At 37.3% G+C, this 18,508-nt stretch carries 21 protein-coding genes; 14 read left to right on the top strand and 7 right to left on the bottom strand.

What is annotated here, in order from left to right:
* Nucleotides 1-31: 31 nt before the first annotated feature.
* The 4 genes from JM81_RS04340 (at nucleotide 32) to JM81_RS04325 (ending at nucleotide 2,757) form a co-directional block, all read left to right on the top strand.
* A complete protein-coding gene (locus JM81_RS04340) occupies nucleotides 32-499 on the top strand; it encodes an FKBP-type peptidyl-prolyl cis-trans isomerase (RefSeq protein WP_144800849.1) in 468 nt (155 codons plus the stop codon).
* A 336-nt stretch (nucleotides 500-835) separates the two neighbouring features.
* On the top strand, nucleotides 836-1,054 hold the full coding sequence (locus JM81_RS04335; protein WP_144800847.1) for a hypothetical protein: 219 nt from the start codon (nucleotides 836-838) through the stop codon (nucleotides 1,052-1,054).
* A gap of 53 nt (nucleotides 1,055-1,107) precedes the next feature.
* Nucleotides 1,108-1,905, top strand: a complete 798-nt coding sequence (locus JM81_RS04330) for a TIGR00266 family protein (protein ID WP_089260006.1) — start codon at nucleotides 1,108-1,110, stop codon at nucleotides 1,903-1,905.
* Nucleotides 1,906-2,103: 198 nt separating this feature from the next.
* The gene (locus JM81_RS04325) at nucleotides 2,104-2,757 is read left to right on the top strand and encodes a DUF2461 domain-containing protein (RefSeq protein WP_144800845.1); all 654 of its coding nucleotides are present in this window, start codon (nucleotides 2,104-2,106) and stop codon (nucleotides 2,755-2,757) included.
* Here JM81_RS04325 and JM81_RS04320 read toward each other — a convergent pair whose 3' ends face one another.
* Entirely contained in the window at nucleotides 2,758-4,302 is a 1,545-nt protein-coding gene (locus JM81_RS04320; protein ID WP_409994647.1) for a M81 family metallopeptidase, read from the bottom strand. It lies immediately after the preceding gene.
* 342 nt (nucleotides 4,303-4,644) lie between these two features.
* On the opposite strand from JM81_RS04320, the gene JM81_RS04315 reads away from it, so the two are divergent.
* The 4 genes from JM81_RS04315 to JM81_RS04300 all read left to right on the top strand — a co-directional run bounded on the left by JM81_RS04315 (nucleotide 4,645) and on the right by JM81_RS04300 (nucleotide 8,187).
* Nucleotides 4,645-6,345, top strand: a complete 1,701-nt coding sequence (locus tag JM81_RS04315) for a GMC oxidoreductase (RefSeq protein WP_144800841.1) — start codon at nucleotides 4,645-4,647, stop codon at nucleotides 6,343-6,345.
* A gap of 3 nt (nucleotides 6,346-6,348) precedes the next feature.
* Entirely contained in the window at nucleotides 6,349-6,945 is a 597-nt protein-coding gene (locus JM81_RS04310) for a gluconate 2-dehydrogenase subunit 3 family protein (protein ID WP_144800839.1), read from the top strand.
* A gap of 136 nt (nucleotides 6,946-7,081) precedes the next feature.
* Nucleotides 7,082-7,663: a GDP-mannose pyrophosphatase NudK gene (gene nudK, locus JM81_RS04305; RefSeq protein WP_144800837.1), complete on the top strand. Its 582-nt coding sequence runs from the start codon at nucleotides 7,082-7,084 to the stop codon at nucleotides 7,661-7,663.
* Nucleotides 7,664-7,686: 23 nt separating this feature from the next.
* Nucleotides 7,687-8,187 carry a peptide-methionine (S)-S-oxide reductase gene (locus JM81_RS04300; protein ID WP_144800835.1) on the top strand — a complete coding sequence of 167 codons (501 nt, stop codon included), beginning with the start codon at nucleotides 7,687-7,689 and terminating at the stop codon, nucleotides 8,185-8,187.
* Here JM81_RS04300 and JM81_RS04295 read toward each other — a convergent pair whose 3' ends face one another.
* Nucleotides 8,188-9,456, bottom strand: a complete 1,269-nt coding sequence (locus tag JM81_RS04295) for a D-alanyl-D-alanine carboxypeptidase/D-alanyl-D-alanine-endopeptidase (protein ID WP_144800833.1) — start codon at nucleotides 9,454-9,456, stop codon at nucleotides 8,188-8,190.
* 143 nt (nucleotides 9,457-9,599) lie between these two features.
* On the opposite strand from JM81_RS04295, the gene JM81_RS04290 reads away from it, so the two are divergent.
* Nucleotides 9,600-9,797, top strand: coding sequence for a hypothetical protein (locus JM81_RS04290; protein ID WP_089260012.1), 198 nt, complete (start codon nucleotides 9,600-9,602; stop codon nucleotides 9,795-9,797).
* Nucleotides 9,798-9,874: 77 nt separating this feature from the next.
* Nucleotides 9,875-10,285 (top strand): lipocalin family protein, encoded by a 411-nt coding sequence (locus tag JM81_RS04285; protein ID WP_089260013.1) that lies wholly within the window; start codon nucleotides 9,875-9,877, stop codon nucleotides 10,283-10,285.
* Between the two features lies 1 nt (nucleotide 10,286).
* Here the strand turns inward: JM81_RS04285 and JM81_RS04280 are convergent, their stop codons facing one another.
* The 3 genes from JM81_RS04280 to JM81_RS04270 form a co-directional block, all read right to left on the bottom strand.
* Nucleotides 10,287-11,222: a LysR substrate-binding domain-containing protein gene (locus JM81_RS04280; RefSeq protein ID WP_144800831.1), complete on the bottom strand. Its 936-nt coding sequence runs from the start codon at nucleotides 11,220-11,222 to the stop codon at nucleotides 10,287-10,289.
* Nucleotides 11,223-11,432: 210 nt separating this feature from the next.
* Complete coding sequence (locus tag JM81_RS04275; protein ID WP_144800830.1) at nucleotides 11,433-11,927, bottom strand: CIA30 family protein; 495 nt, start codon at nucleotides 11,925-11,927, stop codon at nucleotides 11,433-11,435.
* Between the two features lie 307 nt (nucleotides 11,928-12,234).
* Nucleotides 12,235-12,843, bottom strand: a complete 609-nt coding sequence (locus tag JM81_RS04270) for an FMN-binding negative transcriptional regulator (RefSeq protein ID WP_144800828.1) — start codon at nucleotides 12,841-12,843, stop codon at nucleotides 12,235-12,237.
* A gap of 127 nt (nucleotides 12,844-12,970) precedes the next feature.
* On the opposite strand from JM81_RS04270, the gene JM81_RS04265 reads away from it, so the two are divergent.
* Both JM81_RS04265 and JM81_RS04260 read left to right on the top strand, forming a co-directional pair.
* On the top strand, nucleotides 12,971-13,804 hold the full coding sequence (locus JM81_RS04265; protein ID WP_144800826.1) for an alpha/beta fold hydrolase: 834 nt from the start codon (nucleotides 12,971-12,973) through the stop codon (nucleotides 13,802-13,804).
* A 62-nt stretch (nucleotides 13,805-13,866) separates the two neighbouring features.
* Nucleotides 13,867-15,000 (top strand): M23 family metallopeptidase, encoded by a 1,134-nt coding sequence (locus JM81_RS04260; protein WP_144800824.1) that lies wholly within the window; start codon nucleotides 13,867-13,869, stop codon nucleotides 14,998-15,000.
* Between the two features lie 57 nt (nucleotides 15,001-15,057).
* On the opposite strand, the gene JM81_RS04255 is transcribed toward JM81_RS04260, so the two are convergent.
* On the bottom strand, nucleotides 15,058-15,891 hold the full coding sequence (locus JM81_RS04255) for an endonuclease/exonuclease/phosphatase family protein (protein ID WP_261374958.1): 834 nt from the start codon (nucleotides 15,889-15,891) through the stop codon (nucleotides 15,058-15,060).
* 136 nt (nucleotides 15,892-16,027) lie between these two features.
* Here JM81_RS04255 and JM81_RS04250 point away from each other — a divergent pair, with 136 nt between their 5' ends.
* Together JM81_RS04250 and JM81_RS04245 are read left to right on the top strand one after the other, a co-directional pair.
* Nucleotides 16,028-16,408 (top strand): glyoxalase superfamily protein, encoded by a 381-nt coding sequence (locus JM81_RS04250; protein ID WP_144800822.1) that lies wholly within the window; start codon nucleotides 16,028-16,030, stop codon nucleotides 16,406-16,408.
* A gap of 46 nt (nucleotides 16,409-16,454) precedes the next feature.
* On the top strand, nucleotides 16,455-17,438 hold the full coding sequence (locus JM81_RS04245; RefSeq protein WP_144800820.1) for an SDR family oxidoreductase: 984 nt from the start codon (nucleotides 16,455-16,457) through the stop codon (nucleotides 17,436-17,438).
* Nucleotides 17,439-17,749: 311 nt separating this feature from the next.
* On the opposite strand, the gene JM81_RS04240 is transcribed toward JM81_RS04245, so the two are convergent.
* Nucleotides 17,750-18,493 carry a DUF6090 family protein gene (locus JM81_RS04240; protein ID WP_144800818.1) on the bottom strand — a complete coding sequence of 248 codons (744 nt, stop codon included), beginning with the start codon at nucleotides 18,491-18,493 and terminating at the stop codon, nucleotides 17,750-17,752.
* Nucleotides 18,494-18,508 lie beyond the last annotated feature (15 nt).

Raw genomic sequence — 18,508 nt, 5'->3', positions numbered from 1 at the left:
AATTTAATTGAATAAATAATAATATATAATAATGAAAAAGTGTTTAGTTCCCTTGCTGTTATTGTTGGTGGTAAGTTGTTTACCCGATAATTCGAAATCAGAAATTCCAACGACGGATTTTACGGCTGCGAACGAGGAAGAGATAATTACCTATATAAACGATAATAATTTAGATGCTCAAAAAAGTGCATCCGGACTTTATTATGTAATTGAAAATCAAGGAACAGGTGCGGCACCAACGGCAAGTTCTGATGTTACCGTGGCGTATAAAGGATATTTTTCAGATGGTTCTGTATTTGACGATAGTCAAGGAGATGGCATTACCTTTAATTTAAGTGGAGTTATTGCTGGGTGGACAGAAGGCATCACATATTTTAATGAAGGTGGTAGTGGTATATTATTGATACCCTCTCGTTTGGCATACGGTAATGCGGGTAGATCGGGAATTCCTGGTGGAGCCGTTTTAATTTTTGATATAGAATTGCAATCGGTTAATTAATAAAGTAGTATTTCCCTTATATTTAAGGAAGTTTATCAGTTTAAGCAACCTTTGGCGAACAAAATATATTTTAAGGAAACTCAGAAATTCACCCAAGGATGGTTATGGATTTTATTGATAACTCCTTTGGCTCTTTAGGTATATCAAGTTCTAGCTCCTATTTTTCAGACCGATCCCAATACATTTGGCAATCTTTCATTTTCTATAACAGCACCTAAAAGTTTTTGGATTAGTTTTTTAGTATTGTTATTAGTAATTCTATTTATCGCATTCTCAAAACTAAAGACGATAATTACAGAAGACACTATACAAATTAGGCATTTGTTATTTGTAAAAATGATTATCAACACTAAGGATATTGAAAAAGCCGAAATGATTACATATGGTTTTGTAGGCTATGGTATTCGGCTAAGTTTAAAACATGGTACGGTATATAACGTTAAAGGAAATACTGGACTGGCCATTATCTTAAAAAATGGTTCAAAGTATTTGATTGGCACCCAAAAAAAGAAAGAATTATCAGGTGTCATTAAAAAAATCTTACCGGATATGTAACATTTGAATGCTAATGCACATCTAATAGTCATCAATCAAAAATAAATTATACAATGAACGCACACGAAATAGACTACGAAATTTTTGGAGAAGAAATGCAATATGTAGAAGTAGAGCTAGACCCACAGGAGGCGGTAGTAGCCGAGGCGGGTAGCTTTATGATGATGGATACGGATATAAAAATGAATACCATTTTTGGAGATGGCAGTAATCAAGATAATAGTGTTTTAGGTAAAATATTCTCTGCGGGTAAACGTATGTTAACAGGAGAAAGTCTTTTTATGACCGCTTTCTTGAATATTGGTCAGGGAAAGAAAAAAGTCAGTTTTGCATCGCCATACCCAGGTAAGATTTTACCAATAGATTTATCTGAAATGGGTGGTCGTTTTATTTGTCAGAAAGATGCTTTCTTATGTGCCGCTAAAGGCGTTTCAGTTGGTATTGAATTTTCAAAGAAATTGGGACGTGGACTTTTTGGAGGTGAAGGATTTATCATGCAAAAATTAGAGGGGGACGGAATGAGTTTTATTCACGCCGGCGGAACCTTGGCTAAGAAAACCTTAGGTCCTGGAGAAGTGTTGAAAGTTGATACCGGTTGTATTGTTGGCTTTACAAAAGATGTGGACTATGATATAGAGTTTGTTGGGGGTATCAGAAATACCATATTTGGGGGTGAAGGACTGTTTTTTGCGACGTTAAGAGGTCCGGGTACCGTATATATTCAATCACTACCGTTCAGTCGTTTGGCGGGCAGGGTTCTTGCTTCTATTCCTCGTGGAGGAAAGGACAAAGGTGAAGGAAGTATTTTAGGTACATTAGGAGATATCGTTGGTGGTGATAATCGGTTTTAATTTTAAGTACAAAGTAGGAAGTACAAAATAAGAAGTTCGAGGTACAAAGTAAGAAGTACAAAGTAATAAGTACGAGGTACAAAGTATTAAGTACAAAATGAATTTGATTTTTGAACTTGAACTTATAATTTTTAACGAGCAACGAGCAACGAGCAACGAGCAACGAGCAACGAGCAGCGAACAACCAACAACCAATTAATGAGTTTCAAAAATCAAATAGAATTCCTTAAAGAACTTCAAAAGAATAACAATAAGGAATGGATGGACGCAAACCGAAAATGGTATAAGGAAGTACGGGATGAATATATCAATTGGCTAGATAGTATGAACAATAGACTATCACATATTGATAAGGATTATTACGATACGCCCGGTAAAAAGGGCATCAATAGAATTAATAATAATTTGATGTTTCATCCCAACAAACCCGTGTACAAAGATCACTTTGGTGCCGGATTTGATAAAAAACCAAAGACAGCAGATTTCTATTTTGAGTTGGGTATAGAACGATGCATTTTTGCTGGCGGTTTATGGAGACCGGAACCAAAAGTAGTACGTAGTGTTAGGGAGGCTATAGATTATGATGGTGATGAACTTCAAAAAATCCTGAATAAAAAATCATTCAAAAAGCTGTTTGGCGGATTATATGAAGATGTAAACCTGACCAAAGCACCTAAAGGGTTTGCGCAAGACCATAAGCATATAAAATTGCTCCGTCATAAAACCTTTGCGGTTGAGATAACCTTTGCCACGGAGCAGACTTTCCATACAAATTTCGAAGAACGATTAATTGAAGTGTATCAGGAGATGCTACCCTTTAGGCGGTATTTAAACAAGGCAATTACCGTTTAATTATTCAGCGTTTGAAGCCGGTATCCATCGGGCGGACAGGTCAGGGTCTTCCATGTCCGCATCTAAAGGAAACATAGGTCTTTTAATACGTTTATAACCCAATCTTTGTAAATCTTGGTCCACACCGCCTGGTGTCAATGCCATAGTCCAATCGCCACGCATATCATATAATTCAGGAACTAAATATCCAATTTTAACCACCACAATATCGGTTTCCTTAGGTTGTAATCCTAAGTTGGTGAAATCGCTTAGATGGTGGTAGGGTTTCCGTTTCTTGGTGACTATGACATCAATATTGCCCACTTTAACCACAACTTCTACTTCTGCGTTGACATCCCCTTTTTTAATGGCGGTTATGGTGCCTTCCAAAGTCAGTGGTCCGGCAAAACGGTTATCTACAGCCGCACCCGCTTCCGCTTTAATTTTTCCTCCCACACCTATTTCTAGAGCTTTTTCGACAAATTCAGGTCCAGGTATAGAGGCATAAATAAGAGATTTGCCATTTGTAGAGGTAAATTCAGGTCTGTCCAACAATTCCTTTAAAGTCCAAGTAACATCACCAGCACCCCCAGCTGTGGGGTTGTCGCCCATATCGCTTATCATATAAGGTTTTTTATCACTGGCCAATGCCAATTTCAAACTCTCGTCCAAAGTGGTGGTAGGGGCTACAAATTCAAATTGTTTTCTAACCTCCCAAAAACTTTGTGCTAGATGTTCAGCTCCCTGTTCAACTTGCTCTTTATTATCACCGGTCACCATAACCACGGCATGGTTTCTTGGTTCATCTGCCCAAGCGTAGCCTATCCAGATAGCCGCATCAATGACTCCGTCTTGTTTTGTGATATCCGGAATTTTTGCATACAGACTTTTGCCCGGTTCTATGCGTGTACTCGTTTTTTCCCCTGGTAAAAGTATGGGTACGGGAACCCAAGCTTTGTATGCAGGTTTACCTTTGCCATTTTCCAATCTATCTATAAGATTGGTCACAGCTCTTTTTTTAGACTGTATTGCATCTTCATGCGGCGCCATACGATAGCATGTAATGAGATCGGAATGTTGTGCCAATCGTTCAGAGACATTGCCATGTAAGTCCATGGAAGTTGATACCAGAACATCATCGCCAATGACCTCACGTATACGGGCTATCAAATCTCCCTCGGGGTCATCCAAACCAACAACGCTCATTGCACCGTGTATATCAAAAAAAAGTCCGTCATACGGTCCGTTTTCTTCAAGAAGTTTTAAACTTTTGGCTACCAAGGATTCATAAGCCTCTCTCGTTACGGTGCCTCCTGGTAAAGATTTGCCTACCAGTGTTGGTATCCATTCTGCCCTTTGTCTCTGTAATGAATCCAGCTGTAAAAAAGGATATCTGTTATAAACGGAATCCCCAATTTTTGCATGAAAGGCTTCTTCCGTAGAAAGGGCTGGAGAAAACGTGCTACTTTCAATTCCTATACCGGCAATGGCAATTCTCGGTAATTTTTTTTGTTGCAGGTCCTTTGTACCCTCATTGCAGGAAGAAAGAACCAATACGAACAGAATCAAGTAAATGTATGTAGTTTTCAATACAGAAGTTGGTTTATGGTTTGTTATGAAAAGATAGAAAAAAAGCAGTGTTATAACCAATAGTATTTGCCCGATGACCTGTATGAGGCTATCAATGTAATAAAATAACCTGTTAGGCACACTTTTAACGAAAAGGTTTTCGAAGATATGGATGTTGGTTTTTTGATTGTTTAATCCATATTATGATGTAAACACAACACTTAATTTTAAAGTTTAGGCTGTATTCTATGTTGATAGTAAATAGCTAGAAAGTGAACAAAGTTTGACACGTGCATTAAATCAACTAAATTGGATGTAGAAATCAACTCAAACCAAATAATGGCAAATTTTAATATTGATGCAAAGAAGGAGGTCACCTATGATGCGATCGTTATTGGATCGGGAATTAGTGGCGGATGGGCGGCAAAGGAACTTTGTGAAAAAGGATTGAAAACATTAGTGCTGGAGCGTGGGCGTATTGTTGAGCATGTAGTGGATTATCCTACCATGAACGTAGATCCTTGGGATACAGAACTACGGGGCGGTCTAACACCAGAGCAGAAAGAAAAACACTATAAGGCAATCAGGTCTGGTTGGATCGGTACAGATACGGAACATTTTTGGGCAGATGATAAAGCTAATCCATATACGGAAGAAAAGCCTTTCTTATGGTTGCGAGGCCATCAAATGGGGGGGAAGTCTTTGTTATGGGGCAAGCAGACCTACAGATGGAGCGATTTGGATTTTGAGGCAAATGCCAAGGACGGCCATGGAGTAGATTGGCCTATCCGATACAAGGATATAGAACCTTGGTATACCTATGTGGAGAAATTTGCGGGCATTAGTGGAGAGGCTTTAGGTTTACCGCAATTACCGGACAGTTATTTTTTACCACCAATGGAATTAAATTGTGTTGAAAAACATGTGAAAAGTAGGATAGAGGAGGAGTTTTCCGGTAGAAACATGATTATTGGAAGGGTAGCCCATTTAACCCAACCCCACAATGGTAGGGGCCAATGTCAAAATCGAAATAGATGTAGCCGTGGTTGTCCATACGGAGCTTATTTTAGTAGTAATGCCGTTACTTTACCTCCGGCAAATGCTACAGGAAACCTGACCATACGACCTTTCTCAATTGTTCAATCCTTGGTTTATGATGAAAAAAAGGAAAAAGTCACCGGAGTAAGAATCATTGATTCCGAGACCAATGAGGCCATAGAATATTCGGCAAAAATAATATTCGTCAACGCATCGACCTTAAGCACAACACAGATACTCATGAACTCTAAATCTAACCGTTTTGAAAACGGATTGGGTAATGATAGTGGTGAGTTGGGCCATAACCTAATGGACCATACCTATAGGGTAGGTGCAATAGGAACGGTAGAAGGTTTTGAAGATAAATATTATAAAGGGAGAAGACCTAATGGCATCTATATTCCCAGATATGTGAATATTGATGAGAAGAGTAAATCTGATAAATTTTTACGTGGTTTTGGTTATCAAGGAGGAGCCTATAGAGGGGGCAATGCGGCAAATGTAGAAGCCTTTGGAGCAGATTATAAGGATAGCATACTAAAACCCGGTCCATGGGAAATGTTCATAACAGGTTTTGCGGAATGCCTACCGTACCACGATAATAAAATTTCCTTGAATACGGACGTTTTGGATAAATGGGGGCAACCGACATTAACTATAGATGCTGAATTCAAGGAAAATGAAAAAGCGTTGAACAAACAAATACAGGAAGATGCCGTAGAAATGCTCACAAAAGCCGGGGTCAAGGATGTTTTAGGCTTTGATAATGAGCATCCGCCAGGATACGGAGTGCACGAAATGGGTACAGCACGAATGGGGCGTGATCCAAAGACTTCCGTATTAAATGGATTTAACCAAGTGCATGCCGCTAAAAATGTATTTGTTACGGATGGTGCGTGTATGACCTCGTCATCTTGTGTAAATCCGTCATTAACCTATATGGCATTAACGGCCAGGGCAGCGGACTATGCGGTATCCGAATTAAAAAAATTAAATATCTAGGCAATGGACAGAAGAAAAGCGTTACAAAAAACAGGACTTTTTGCGGGAGCAACATTTTTAATGCCTTCCATGCTTTCATTATTTGAATCTTGTAAATCTGAAAATAGATTAGATTGGAAACCGTTGTTCTTTACGGATGTAGAGGCAAAAACTATTGCTTCCTTGGTAGATAAGATTTTACCTAGAACAGATACGCCAGGGGCCTTAGATGTAAAATCGGATATTTTCATCGATACGGTAATTGCTAAATCTTACGATAAGGCCGGACAACAACATATGAGGGCGGATATAGCCGCTTTTAATGAAAATTGTTATTCTAAATATGGTGATGTATTTTATAATTTAAGCGATGATGATAAAACGGCCGTATTGAATGAGGCAGAAAAAAGTTCAGGTAAATTTGGCAAAGGCGTATGGGGTGCTGGTGTAGGGCCTCAAGAAGAAATTGGTTTTTACAGGTCAATGAAGTCCATGGCTATTTGGGCATATATGACGTCTGAAGAAATTGGTAAAAATGTTTTGAATTATGATCCCGTTCCAGGAGAATATGAACCTTGCAAGCCGCTTTCCGAGGTTGGGAATAAATGGAGCTTAGGTTAAGTTTTTAAAATTCTAATGAGATGCTTTAAATAGCTTCACTACAATAGACCATCATAATGCATATTCTTTATGATGGTTTTTTAATGGAATCAAGATTCTAAGGTATATTTATGGTCAAACTTAATTTTCTTGTAGATTGAAAAATAATAAAGTGCGCAATATAAAGAGGGAAATTTTATCGGATAATTGGTACACCCTTAATAAATATACATTTGAATACCAAAGACCAGATGGTACTTGGGAAACGCAAAATCGTGAAGCATATGACCGCGGAAATGGGGCGGCCATACTTCTGTACAATACGGATAAAGGTACAGTGGTAATGACCAAGCAATTTAGGATGCCTACCTATGTAAACGGAAATGATGATGGTATGATGATAGAGGTTTGTGCCGGTTTATTGGACGGTGACAACCCGGCGGACTGTGTACGGAAGGAAACCGAGGAGGAAACTGGGTATAAGATCAATAATGTCAAAAAAGTGATGCAAACTTATATGTCCCCCGGGTCCGTAACCGAAATCTTGCATTTGTTCGTAGGTGAGTACGATGACAGTATGAAAGTCAGTGAAGGTGGTGGCGCTGAGGACGAAACTGAAAATATAGAAGTATTGGAATATCCTTTTGATAAAGCAATGGAAATGATCGCCACTGGTGAAATCATTGACGCAAAAACCATTGTACTACTACAGTATGCCAAATTAAATGGGTTAGTTTAAGCAAAAACATCCGACAAAAATATATGGATGATTTAGATACCATAGGGTTTGGAGGTGGTTGCCATTGGTGTACGGAAGCTGTATTTATGGCACTTAAAGGCGTTGTTAAGGTTGAACAAGGTTTTATTGCGCCATTAAAGAATATGGGAAGTTTCTCGGAAGCGGTGATTGTACATTATAGTCCAGAGATAATAGATTTGAAGGATTTGGTTGCCATTCATTTAGATACTCATAGAAGTACCAAGAACCATTCTATGCGTAACAAGTATCGTTCTGCCATTTACTATTTTGAGAAAAATGACAAGCCTGTTCTATTAAAAATTATGTCAGAGTTGCAACAAGATTTTAATGCCCCGATTATTACGGATATACTTTCGTTCGGAACTTTTAATTCATCCGAAGAACAATTTCAAAATTATTATTTCAGCGATATTGATAAACCGTTCTGTAAAACCCACATAGCGCCCAAGATTAACTTGTTGAAAGAGAAGTATGTTCAACATGTTTCTACAAAGGTAATTTAGTTAGTAGTGATCTCGCAGCATTTGCAACATTGCTTCAAGATGGGTGCGTTCATCACTTGTTGAATTTCTAAAATGATTGTTCATTACACTGAAAATCAAGGTTTTTCCAGAGTTTGTAATTAAATATCCACTTAGGCAATAAGTGTTGCTCAGACTACCCGATTTGGCATAAATATATGGTTTTTGATTGCCGGCAAATCTATTTTTTAATGTACCGGATAGTCCTCCGGCAGGGAAAATAGTATATAAACGTTCCCTAGGTAAATCTATATATAGTTTGTTTAAAACTTCTACCATATTCTGTGGGGTAAACAAATTGTACCTTGATAAGCCGGAACCATCTACCCAACGCGGTGATTGAACTAGATCGGCCAGCTGGTTCTCCAAGATGTAAGTTCTGGCCATAGCACTGCTCAACGTATCTTTTAACTCAGATACCGCAAGGATCAATAACTGCTCTGCAATAAAATTATCACTTTCGTGCATCATTCTAATGTATAGGGAATCTGCATTTATGCCACGCAAGGTTTTTTTTGTTCCCTTGGGCATACGCGGCCGTGTTGTAATTTTTTGATTCAAGGTATTTTCCAAGATAGAGCGTGTAGTTGCCGTACTCGTGATAAACGGTATTTCTAAAGTATCACGACCTTGGGTTGGATAAAAAAATAAATTGGAAGTTTCCTTGCGTTGGTCGGTATGGTTCATATTTAGCACACTATCCTTGAAATAAGGGGGAGTGACCTGTATTCCTTGATTTGTATTTATCATTACCACATTTCCGTATATGGGTAAAGCATTTTTTTCTGGGGAATAATACCATTGATAATCATCCCATGCCCAACCTGGACCATATTTTTTATCCTGAAAATTATCCGTTACATACACCAAATTGTTCTTGCTTTTCAAAAATGTAAATGCAGTGGAATCCTTTAAATACGGGTGTAGAAATGATGGGTCGCCTGTACCCTCAAAATATAGGGTGTCGTTAGATTCTATATATTTAAGAGCGGGTATGTGGTCTGGGATGGTTTTAATAGAGGTGTACAGGGTGAATATTTTGGTATTACTGGCAGGTATAAAATATTTATCACTTTCACGATCGTATATGGTATCCTTGGTTTCGGCATCGATCACTAAAATACCTGTAAATTGATTTTTGTAAAATGGGGTAGATAACTTATTATCCAGTTGTTTTGTAAGCAAGGCCCTAGAGCTACGGCAAGCGGTAAAGGTCAATGTAACTAAAAGGATATAAAGTAAATTCTTCATGGCTTCTAAAGTACAAAAGATTCATCTTTAAAATCTTGAAAAATTTAACACGCAAAGGTTTACTTTAACTTTTTATATGCAATATTAACCCTCCAAATCTGTTTACCTTTATACCACAACAAACTAATTAATTAATGTTAATCATGGCTATTTCAATGCTAGAGTATAGTAAAACAGTACTTAAAAAAGTGAGCTTTGATACATTGCTTTTTTGCAAAGAATTAAAAAAAGCGCTCATGACCTTACTACCGGAAGAGGTAGAAGAATTGAAAATCTGGTTGGAACATTATATTACGGACAAGCCAGAATTACAACAAAGTTTAATTTACTTAAAATCATAACAAAGAGCCACTGTACAGTGGCTCTTTTTGTAAGCAACCAATTAGCTGTTTCTGTATCTATTTAATAAATAGATGTTATGAAAATTTCCATATCAATTTTATTATTGTTCTTTCTAACGTGTCAAAAAGATGATGTTTTTTACGATACCCCAATAGATGAAACGGGTATAGTGGGTGAGTGGTTGCTAAAGGAAACGTATATAAGCCCAGGTGGTGAAACCGATTGGAAAGATGTAGCCGAAGGGCATATGTATTTATTCCGATCAGATGGTAGTTTTCAAAAAACGGCCACGGCAACAACACCAGGGCAAACAGGAGATTATGAAATAAATGAAAATGAACTAATTCTATACGTTAATAACGATACGGCAAAAGATACCTTGGGTTTTAACGCCAATTTCAACGACGTGAAAACAATTTTGACATTGTCGCCTACGTACCCCAATATGTGTATAGAAGGCTGTTATTACCGCTATAAGAAGCAGTAGTTTATTTGTTCAACGGACTAATAATCTTAACATCCTGAAAAGCAATTGCACCGCGTACTACACTTGTAATTACATCTTTTAGGGCATCGGTTATTTGTACCTTTAGTTCTTTTTTGTGGTAGATCAAACTAACTTCACGGGCAGGTGAAGGTTCTTTAAAATATTTAAGTTGTTTCTTTTTTCCGGTATCTAGTTCAATGGTGTTCAGGTAGGGGAGTAATGTCATTCCCAGTCCTTCGTTAGATAGGTTGATCAAAGTTTCAAAACTTCCACTTTGCAGACTAAAATGTTCACCGCCTATTTTTGGTGTCTTGCAAAGATTTAATACGCCTTCCCTAAAACAATGTCCGTCTTGTAGCAATAAAATATCGGCTATATCCAAATCTTCCGGGACCAGTTCTTTTTTGTTGCCCAAACGATGCTCATTAGGTACATAGCCAACAAAAGGTTCATAGTATAAAGGTCGTTCCTTTATAAAATCTATCTCTAAAGGAGTAGCCGCTATTGCGGCATCTAAATGGCCATCTTGTATATTTTTGATCAGGCTTTCCGTATTCTGCTCCTTTATGATCAAATTTACCTTTGGATACTTCTGTATAAAGGTTTTTAAGAACATAGGTAGTAACGTTGGCATTATGGTAGGTATAATTCCTAACACATAATCCCCGCCAATATATCCTTTTTCCTGTTCAACAATATCTTTTATCCGTGATGCCTCATTGACAATATTCTTGGCCTGTTCCACAATTTTTTTACCAACTTCTGTTATGGAAATGGGCTTTTTACTACGGTCAAAAAGAAGAATATCAAGTTCATCCTCTAACTTTTGTACTTGCATACTAAGGGTAGGCTGTGTAACAAAACTTTTCTCTGCAGCAAGCGTAAAGTTTTTATATTCCGCTACGGCAAGTACATATTGCAATTGGGTAATGGTCATATGTATAGTTTAAGGCTATAAAGTTACCAAAAACTATATTTAGAACCTATAAATGATTTCACTGTATCATTAAATTATTAATCCAAATTGGAAATGAAATCCTACGGTTGAACAGAGGCTCTTAAATTATGGAATTAATTCTAATAAATGCTGATAATGGTATTGATAAAACGTTGATAATATAACACTTACAGGTGTTATGTAAAGGTGTTATTTTAATTGGATATAGTCCAATTCAAGATTAAAATCCTCTTCTTTGTTATTACCAATTAGAATACCTATCTGAGTAAGAAAATCGCCATGGTAATTAGGCATCTTTAGGGCATCTCCTCTAAAAAAAGGTTCCATTTTCGAGAATGGTATGGTAATGGTTTTCCATTCCTTACTACTCGTAAAATGATAAATATAAGAGTGCCGTTGATGCTCTCCGGATTTACATCTAAATTGATATTTTTTTCCATCGCCCTTTAACCTAATTTCAAAAGATGAAAACTTTGATACATCAATCCTATCCATATCGTACCGCACCAAACAAAAACCGCCATTGTGTTCTAAGGATACATGTCCGCTAAAAACACCTTTACCCTCTTTGTTCAGTTGAACAAGTCCCATGGAGACACCGCCCATGACCTCATCATTTACTATATGCCAGTTGCTAAGTTTCTTTTCTTTGGAAAATTGATAAATCATTAAAACATCGCTCATAAATTTCCTTAAATTAATAACCATTTAAAAGTACACGATGCCTAAGGTACATGTACATTCATTTAAAGTATAATTTGACTTAATAAAATTGGAGTAAGTAAAAAAGGGCCATGTTATATTCTCTCCATTTTATGGCCTATGTTCTAAATAGTGTTCTAAGTCCTTATAGGCAAAATTGGTAATTGATAATAATACCGATACAAACGTCATAATAAGGGAAAAAAGTAGATAGGTCATGATAATAGCCTTTTTAAGAATCTACCTTATTTACGTCAAAAATTGGAAATGGTTTGTTGTTTCTTTTATGTTAAGGAATCATTTTTCTCATTTCACCCGCAACCGCCTTCTCTGCAGGGCCTCTTTTTTCCAATTCGTCAATAATCTTAGCATGGTCTTGGTTTCTGCCTTGCGATAATTTGTGAACGGCCTGTATCTCATTAATGGTAATTTCAAATCCTATTATGCCCGTAACCTGTCTCATGGTTTTTTTGGACATATCATTTAAGGAGATAGGATTTTTAGAAGCTTTTTCATACTTATCGACCAATTGATGCAGGGCATCTAGAAGCTCTTCTTGACTTTGTAACTTAACCGTTCCATAAACGTGAACGGCGACATAGTTCCATGTTGGAACCTCTTCTTTTGTGTACCAAGAGGAGGAGATATAACTATGTGGACCGTTGAAAATGCATAGGACTTGATCTCCGTTTGCTAGATTTTTACTTTGAAGGTTTGCCTTGGCTATATGTCCTACCAAAACCTCAGAACCTTTTTTATTTTGGGTAAGTTCCAAAGGAATATGTGTACCCCAAGGTTTACCTTCTATGGTATTGATTAGGATACCAAAACTATTATTTTTTAAGAAGTTGCGTATCTCTGTTGGGTCATTGTTTCTGTAGTGTTCCGGTATAAACATGAATTACGTTTTATACCGTAAATATAAACGATATTCCTTCCTTTTTATGAGCAAATTATTTAATGTTTTACGCTAAGTCTACTCAATGACGATAGCTATCTTGTATTGAATTTTTTAAATAAAGAATATGCCATTTATAACAAATACAAAAGCAAAAGAACCTGTAGATATATTTTATGAAGATTACGGAAGTGGACAACCAGTCATACTTATACATGGTTGGCCGTTAAGTAGGAAATCTTGGGAACAGCAAGTATGGAAAATCGTTGAGGAAGGATTTCGCTGTATCTCTTATGACAGGAGAGGGTTTGGTACATCTTCCGCACCATGGGCAGACTATGGTTATTCTGCTTTGGCCAGTGACTTACAGGCCATAATTGAAAAATTGGATTTAAATGATGCCATTATTGTCGGGTTTTCTATGGGTGGAGGAGAAGTAGTCCGTTATTTAACGGATTACGGTTCTGATAAAATTGCAAAAGCGGCATTGATCAGCTCCATTATTCCTTTGGTGAAACAAAAATCTGACAATCCAGATGGCGTAGCGGAAAAGGATTTGGATGGAATTATAGATGCTCTACAAAATGATAGGGTAGGGTTTTTAAAGGAGTTCAGCAAAGGGTTCTATAATTTTGACGAGAATAAAGGTGAGCGGGTAAGTCAGGCACAATTAGATTATGATTTTACCATTGCTTCCTTTGCTTCGCCCAGAGCTACCATACAGACTGCTTTGGCTTGGATGCATACAGATTTTAGGTCCGAGTTGAAGAATGTGGATGTACCTACGTTAATCGTACATGGAGATGCAGATGCTACGGTGCCCATTGAAACCTCGGCCAAACAGGCAGCAGCGGAAATTAACGATAATACCTATAAGATCATTGAAGGGGCTCCACATGGACTTAATATTACCCATGCCAAAGAACTGAACGATATCCTAATAGGCTTTTTAAAAAAATAAGCATTTGACTAAGTTGAAAAGATCGGGCCACTTTGCCCGATTTTTTCTTTTCTAGAAGTTTCATGATAAGAAGAACGACTTTTATACAATGTGCAATTCTACTTCTTGTACTGATTTCAATAGGTTGCAAGCAGATAAGAAAGGTGGCAGATGTACTGGTACAACCTACCGCAAGGGAAATTTATGCACGAAATTTTGAGAACGATAATCAACAGTTTGCCATATGGGAAAGAGCGTTTAAAGAAGCAAGAAAAGATAGTTTGCTCATTAATTTGCCCTATGTGGAAATAGCCAAAGGGTTTTCCCATAGGTATGTGGTCTATAGTTATAACCTCTTTTTGGAAGAGGGAGTAACATTACATGTTGATATAAAAAATAGGGAAGAAGAGAGTCGGTTTTTTATAGACGTCTTGCAAATAGCATCAGATAGTAGCATTGCTCAATTTGCACAAAATGAAATCAACAGCCCTATATTGCAGATTGAGATTGAAACAACAGGTACCTACAAAATATTGATACAACCGGAAATAAATGCTCTAGGTGATTTTGAGATACAAATGTACAATACGCCCAGGTTCATGTTTCCTGTGGCAGGGAGCACTAATGATGCCGTACAAAGTTTTTGGGGTGCCAAGCGTGATGCCGGCGCACGTTTACATGAAGGTATAGATATATTTGCCACACGCGGCACCCCGGTGGTTGCCGCCGCGGAGGGTAGAATTACTTCAGCAGGTAATAGGGGGTTGGGCGGTAAACAAGTATGGTTGCGTACCGGTTTGTTGGGAAAGTCGCTTTACTATGCCCATTTAGATAGTATTATGGCACAGGTAGGAGATAGGGTCAACGTAGGAGATACTTTGGGTCTGGTAGGTAATACAGGCAATGCCAGGTCTACCGCGCCGCATTTACATTTCGGTATATATAAAACCGGTAAAGGAGCGGTTAATCCGTTACCATTTGTATGGAAGACCACCAAGCCGGAACTGACGAATCCTTTGCCGATCACACCTCAACTAAAGGTTTCTTCAACAAGGGCCAATCTAAGAAATAGTCCTACCACCAATAGTTTGGTTGTGGGCGAGGCAATTAAAAGTGATACGTTACAATTACTGGGGTATACAAACAAATGGGCCCATGTACTTACCGCTAGCGGTAAAAAGGCTTTCGTTCATAGTAGTTTAGTAGCTACACCCTAATAAACGGTTGTTCAATAAGGCCTTGAACATTGTTTATGACCCCACAGAATTAAGTGTTCAATTTAATTGAACATGTGCCAATACCGGAAGGTGGTCAGAGATATGCTTATTATTTTCCATGCGGTCATCAATATGCATATACCTGTTTACGGTTGCATTCTTTATAAATACATAGTCTATCCTATCCGTAAGGTTTTTTTTATGGTTAAACCCGTTAAACGTACCAGTTGGCCCATAAAAGGGTTGTCTGGAAATTGATTGGCCGTCTTGTAGCACATTTTTTAAATATTGAATTGGTGCTTCTTGGGGTTTTAAATTTAAATCACCCATAAGTATAACGGGTAAATTTTCTGTGTTGAGCTCTTTTATTTTAGCCACGATCAACTGTGCGGATTTTTCCCTGGCTAACGTTCCCCTGTGGTCAAAATGTGTGTTGAACACCCAAAATTGCTTTTGCGTTTGTAGGTCTTGGAATAAGGCATAGGTACATATTCGTTCTAGTGCCGCATCCCACCCCACAGAAATTTTTTGGGGAGTATCGGACAGCCAAAAAGTTTCACTTTGTATCATTTTATATTTTGATGCATTGAATAAAATAGGGGAATACTCGCCCTTTGTTTTGCCATCTTCACGACCCACGCCAACGTAATTGAATCCTTTTAGATGTTGGTTCAAATAACTCAATTGTCTGTCCAACACCTCTTGCATACCCACAATACCCGGTTGATAATGTGTAATTAGATTAACCATGGCTTCTTTTCTATCGTTCCAATTATTTATGGTGTCACCGGTATTGTCATATTTAATGTTATAGCTCATTACTATGGCATCTTGTGCTATAGTAGTTGTTGTAAATAGTAGAACCATTAATATTTGAAGCGCAATTTTCATTTATTGAATTTATAGGTTGTTTTCGCTTTATGAAGATAATGATATTGTTATTGTTTTCACTCACGAATAAGGTGAAATTCAAAGTATAAACGCTTTCTTAACAACTGTTATTTATTGCTTTTTGTATTTTCACGGTATGGAGGTAAAAGGCTATTTACATCAAATACATCCCGTGCTTCCCGTTTGGGATGTTGTAGAGGCGTTGGATTTTTATGTCAACCGTTTGGGTTTTAGGATTGCATTTGCGGATGATTCCAAAAAACCTAAGTATGCCGGGGTCATAAGAGATGCTATAGAAATACATTTACAATGGCACGATGTTAAGGAATGGGAATTGGAAATTGATCGGCCCATGTTGCGTATCGTTACCCAAAATATCCAAGCATTGTATAATGAATACGCAGAAATGGATATTTTTAATCCCCACACCTTATTGCGAGAAACGGCGTGGGGTACCAAGGAATTTGCCTTTTACGATCCATTTAAAAATGGTTTGACCTTTTATAGGGATATATAATATAAGTTAATTTAAAAATTTGATTATCATATAAATAGAATAATAAATGAAAGTATTGTTTATTGGTGGAACCGGAAATATAAGTACACCTAGTAGTAAATTGGCCATTGCAAACGGAATAGATTTATATGTGTTGAACAGGGGCAAGGCAAAAGTTGAGCTCAAAGGTGCACAATCCATAATAGGTGACATCAATAAACCCGAGGAATTAAGCGAATTAAAAAAACATGATTGGGATGTTGTGGTCAATTGGATTGCGTTTACCAAAGAAGATATTGAACGTGATATTGAACTATTTAGTGGAAAGACCAAACAATATATATTTATTAGTTCCGCGTCTTGTTACCAGACTCCGTTAAGTTATCCGGTAATCACTGAATCTACGCCGTTGTACAATCCGTTATGGGATTATTCACAGGATAAAATTGCTTGTGAGGACCGTTTGCAGCAAGAATACCGAAATAATGGATTCCCTATTACAATTGTAAGGCCATCATTGACCTATGACACGGTCATACCTATAGCTATTGGCGGATTTGATAAATTTAATACCGCTCAACGTATATTGGACGGTAAGGAAATTATAGTTCATGGTGATGGTACCTCTCTTTGGACGGTAACCCATTCCGATGATTTTGCAAAAGGCTTCGTTGGTCTGTTAGGGTTACAAACGGCTATAGGACATGCATTTCACATTACCTCTGATGAAGTGCTAAGCTGGAACATGATTTATAAAATTTTAGCCGATGCCCTGGGGAAAGAAGCTAAAGTGGTACATATAGCCTCTGATTTTATCTGTAAAGTTGAACCTTCATTTACAGGAACACTGTTGGCTGACAAAGCAGAAAGTGTCTTGTTTGATAATACCAAAATAAAAACCTTCGTTCCCGGATTTAAAGCAACCATTCCTTTTTCTGAAGGGATAAAAAGGACCGTAAAGTGGTTACAGGAAAATCCGGAGTACCAAAATATTGACGACGATACAGAAGCTAAGATAGAGAATGTCTTAAAGGCTTATAAAGGTTTGTAGATTTTTGAGAATACTAGCAGGTTGATTCACCATTTGTATTGCCCACCCCTAGACCCTCTAGGGAGGGGAATAGTTTATTGTTTTAAAAGGACTTTGAGTAGATTATTGTTGTTTTTAAAACTTCAAATTTGCCAGAAACCCACAAACTAAAACGTGTTTTTCCCCTCTTGGGAAGGGATTAAGGGTTGGGTTCTTTGAGTCTGCTGAATTTTTTCTTTACTGTGAAATTATAATAAAAGTATACATTGTACACAATCATTTTCTTCACCGTGGAGTGGTAAGTGATGAGTAATTATATACTAACTTGAATCTTACTTTTCATGATGCTCTAAATAATTATCTATTCTGTGATATAGGAGTGCAGCATCTCTTTTAGCATACTCAAGCCTACTTAAAATAGAATAGGCATACGTTAATTCTGAATTAGTGAGTTGGTAAAATTTATCCTTACGCATCATTTTTAAAAGAATGGGGATTTCATTGGGACTTACGGAATCTGGAAATTTAGGGTTAAATACTTTATATGAGTTCATAAAATGCGGATAATCACTACGTGAATCTGCACCATATTCATATAAGAATTCTAAATTTAAATAGTACGCAACAATCTCATCACGAATGTCTTGGTCTGAGATAAGGCTAATATTACCTGTACTTGATAACTCATTATAAGTTCTGTTATTAGGGGTAAGCCTGCCGATGCCATAAATACCACCATAAGCTACATCATTTATAAATGTGATGGTATCGGTTGGTATAATACTGTTCAGATAATAATTTTTAGCTTTATTTAAGCCTTGTATTTTTTTATCACCTCTTTTAAACCAACTTCTTTCAAAATATAAAGAATCCGATAGTAAATCTTCTTGAATGTTCTTGAGGTAATTCAGTTCTACTTCTCTGCTTTTACGAGACTCATTCCAATTATTAATCTGTAATGCAATCAATATTCCAACAACAACGAGAATAATTTCACCGATGGCGTATTTTAAGTACTTGGAGACTTTGCCTTCTTCGAGCAGGTTTCTTCGGATTTTTCTAAAGAAATTAATCATTGGTCAATTGTTCTG

Origin of the sequence: Maribacter sp. MAR_2009_72 (assembly GCF_007827235.1) — a bacterium.
Classification (GTDB): Bacteria; Bacteroidota; Bacteroidia; order Flavobacteriales; family Flavobacteriaceae; genus Maribacter; species Maribacter sedimenticola.
Note: the sequence above shows the minus strand (reverse complement) of the source record. Positions and strands in the feature narration are given on the sequence as shown.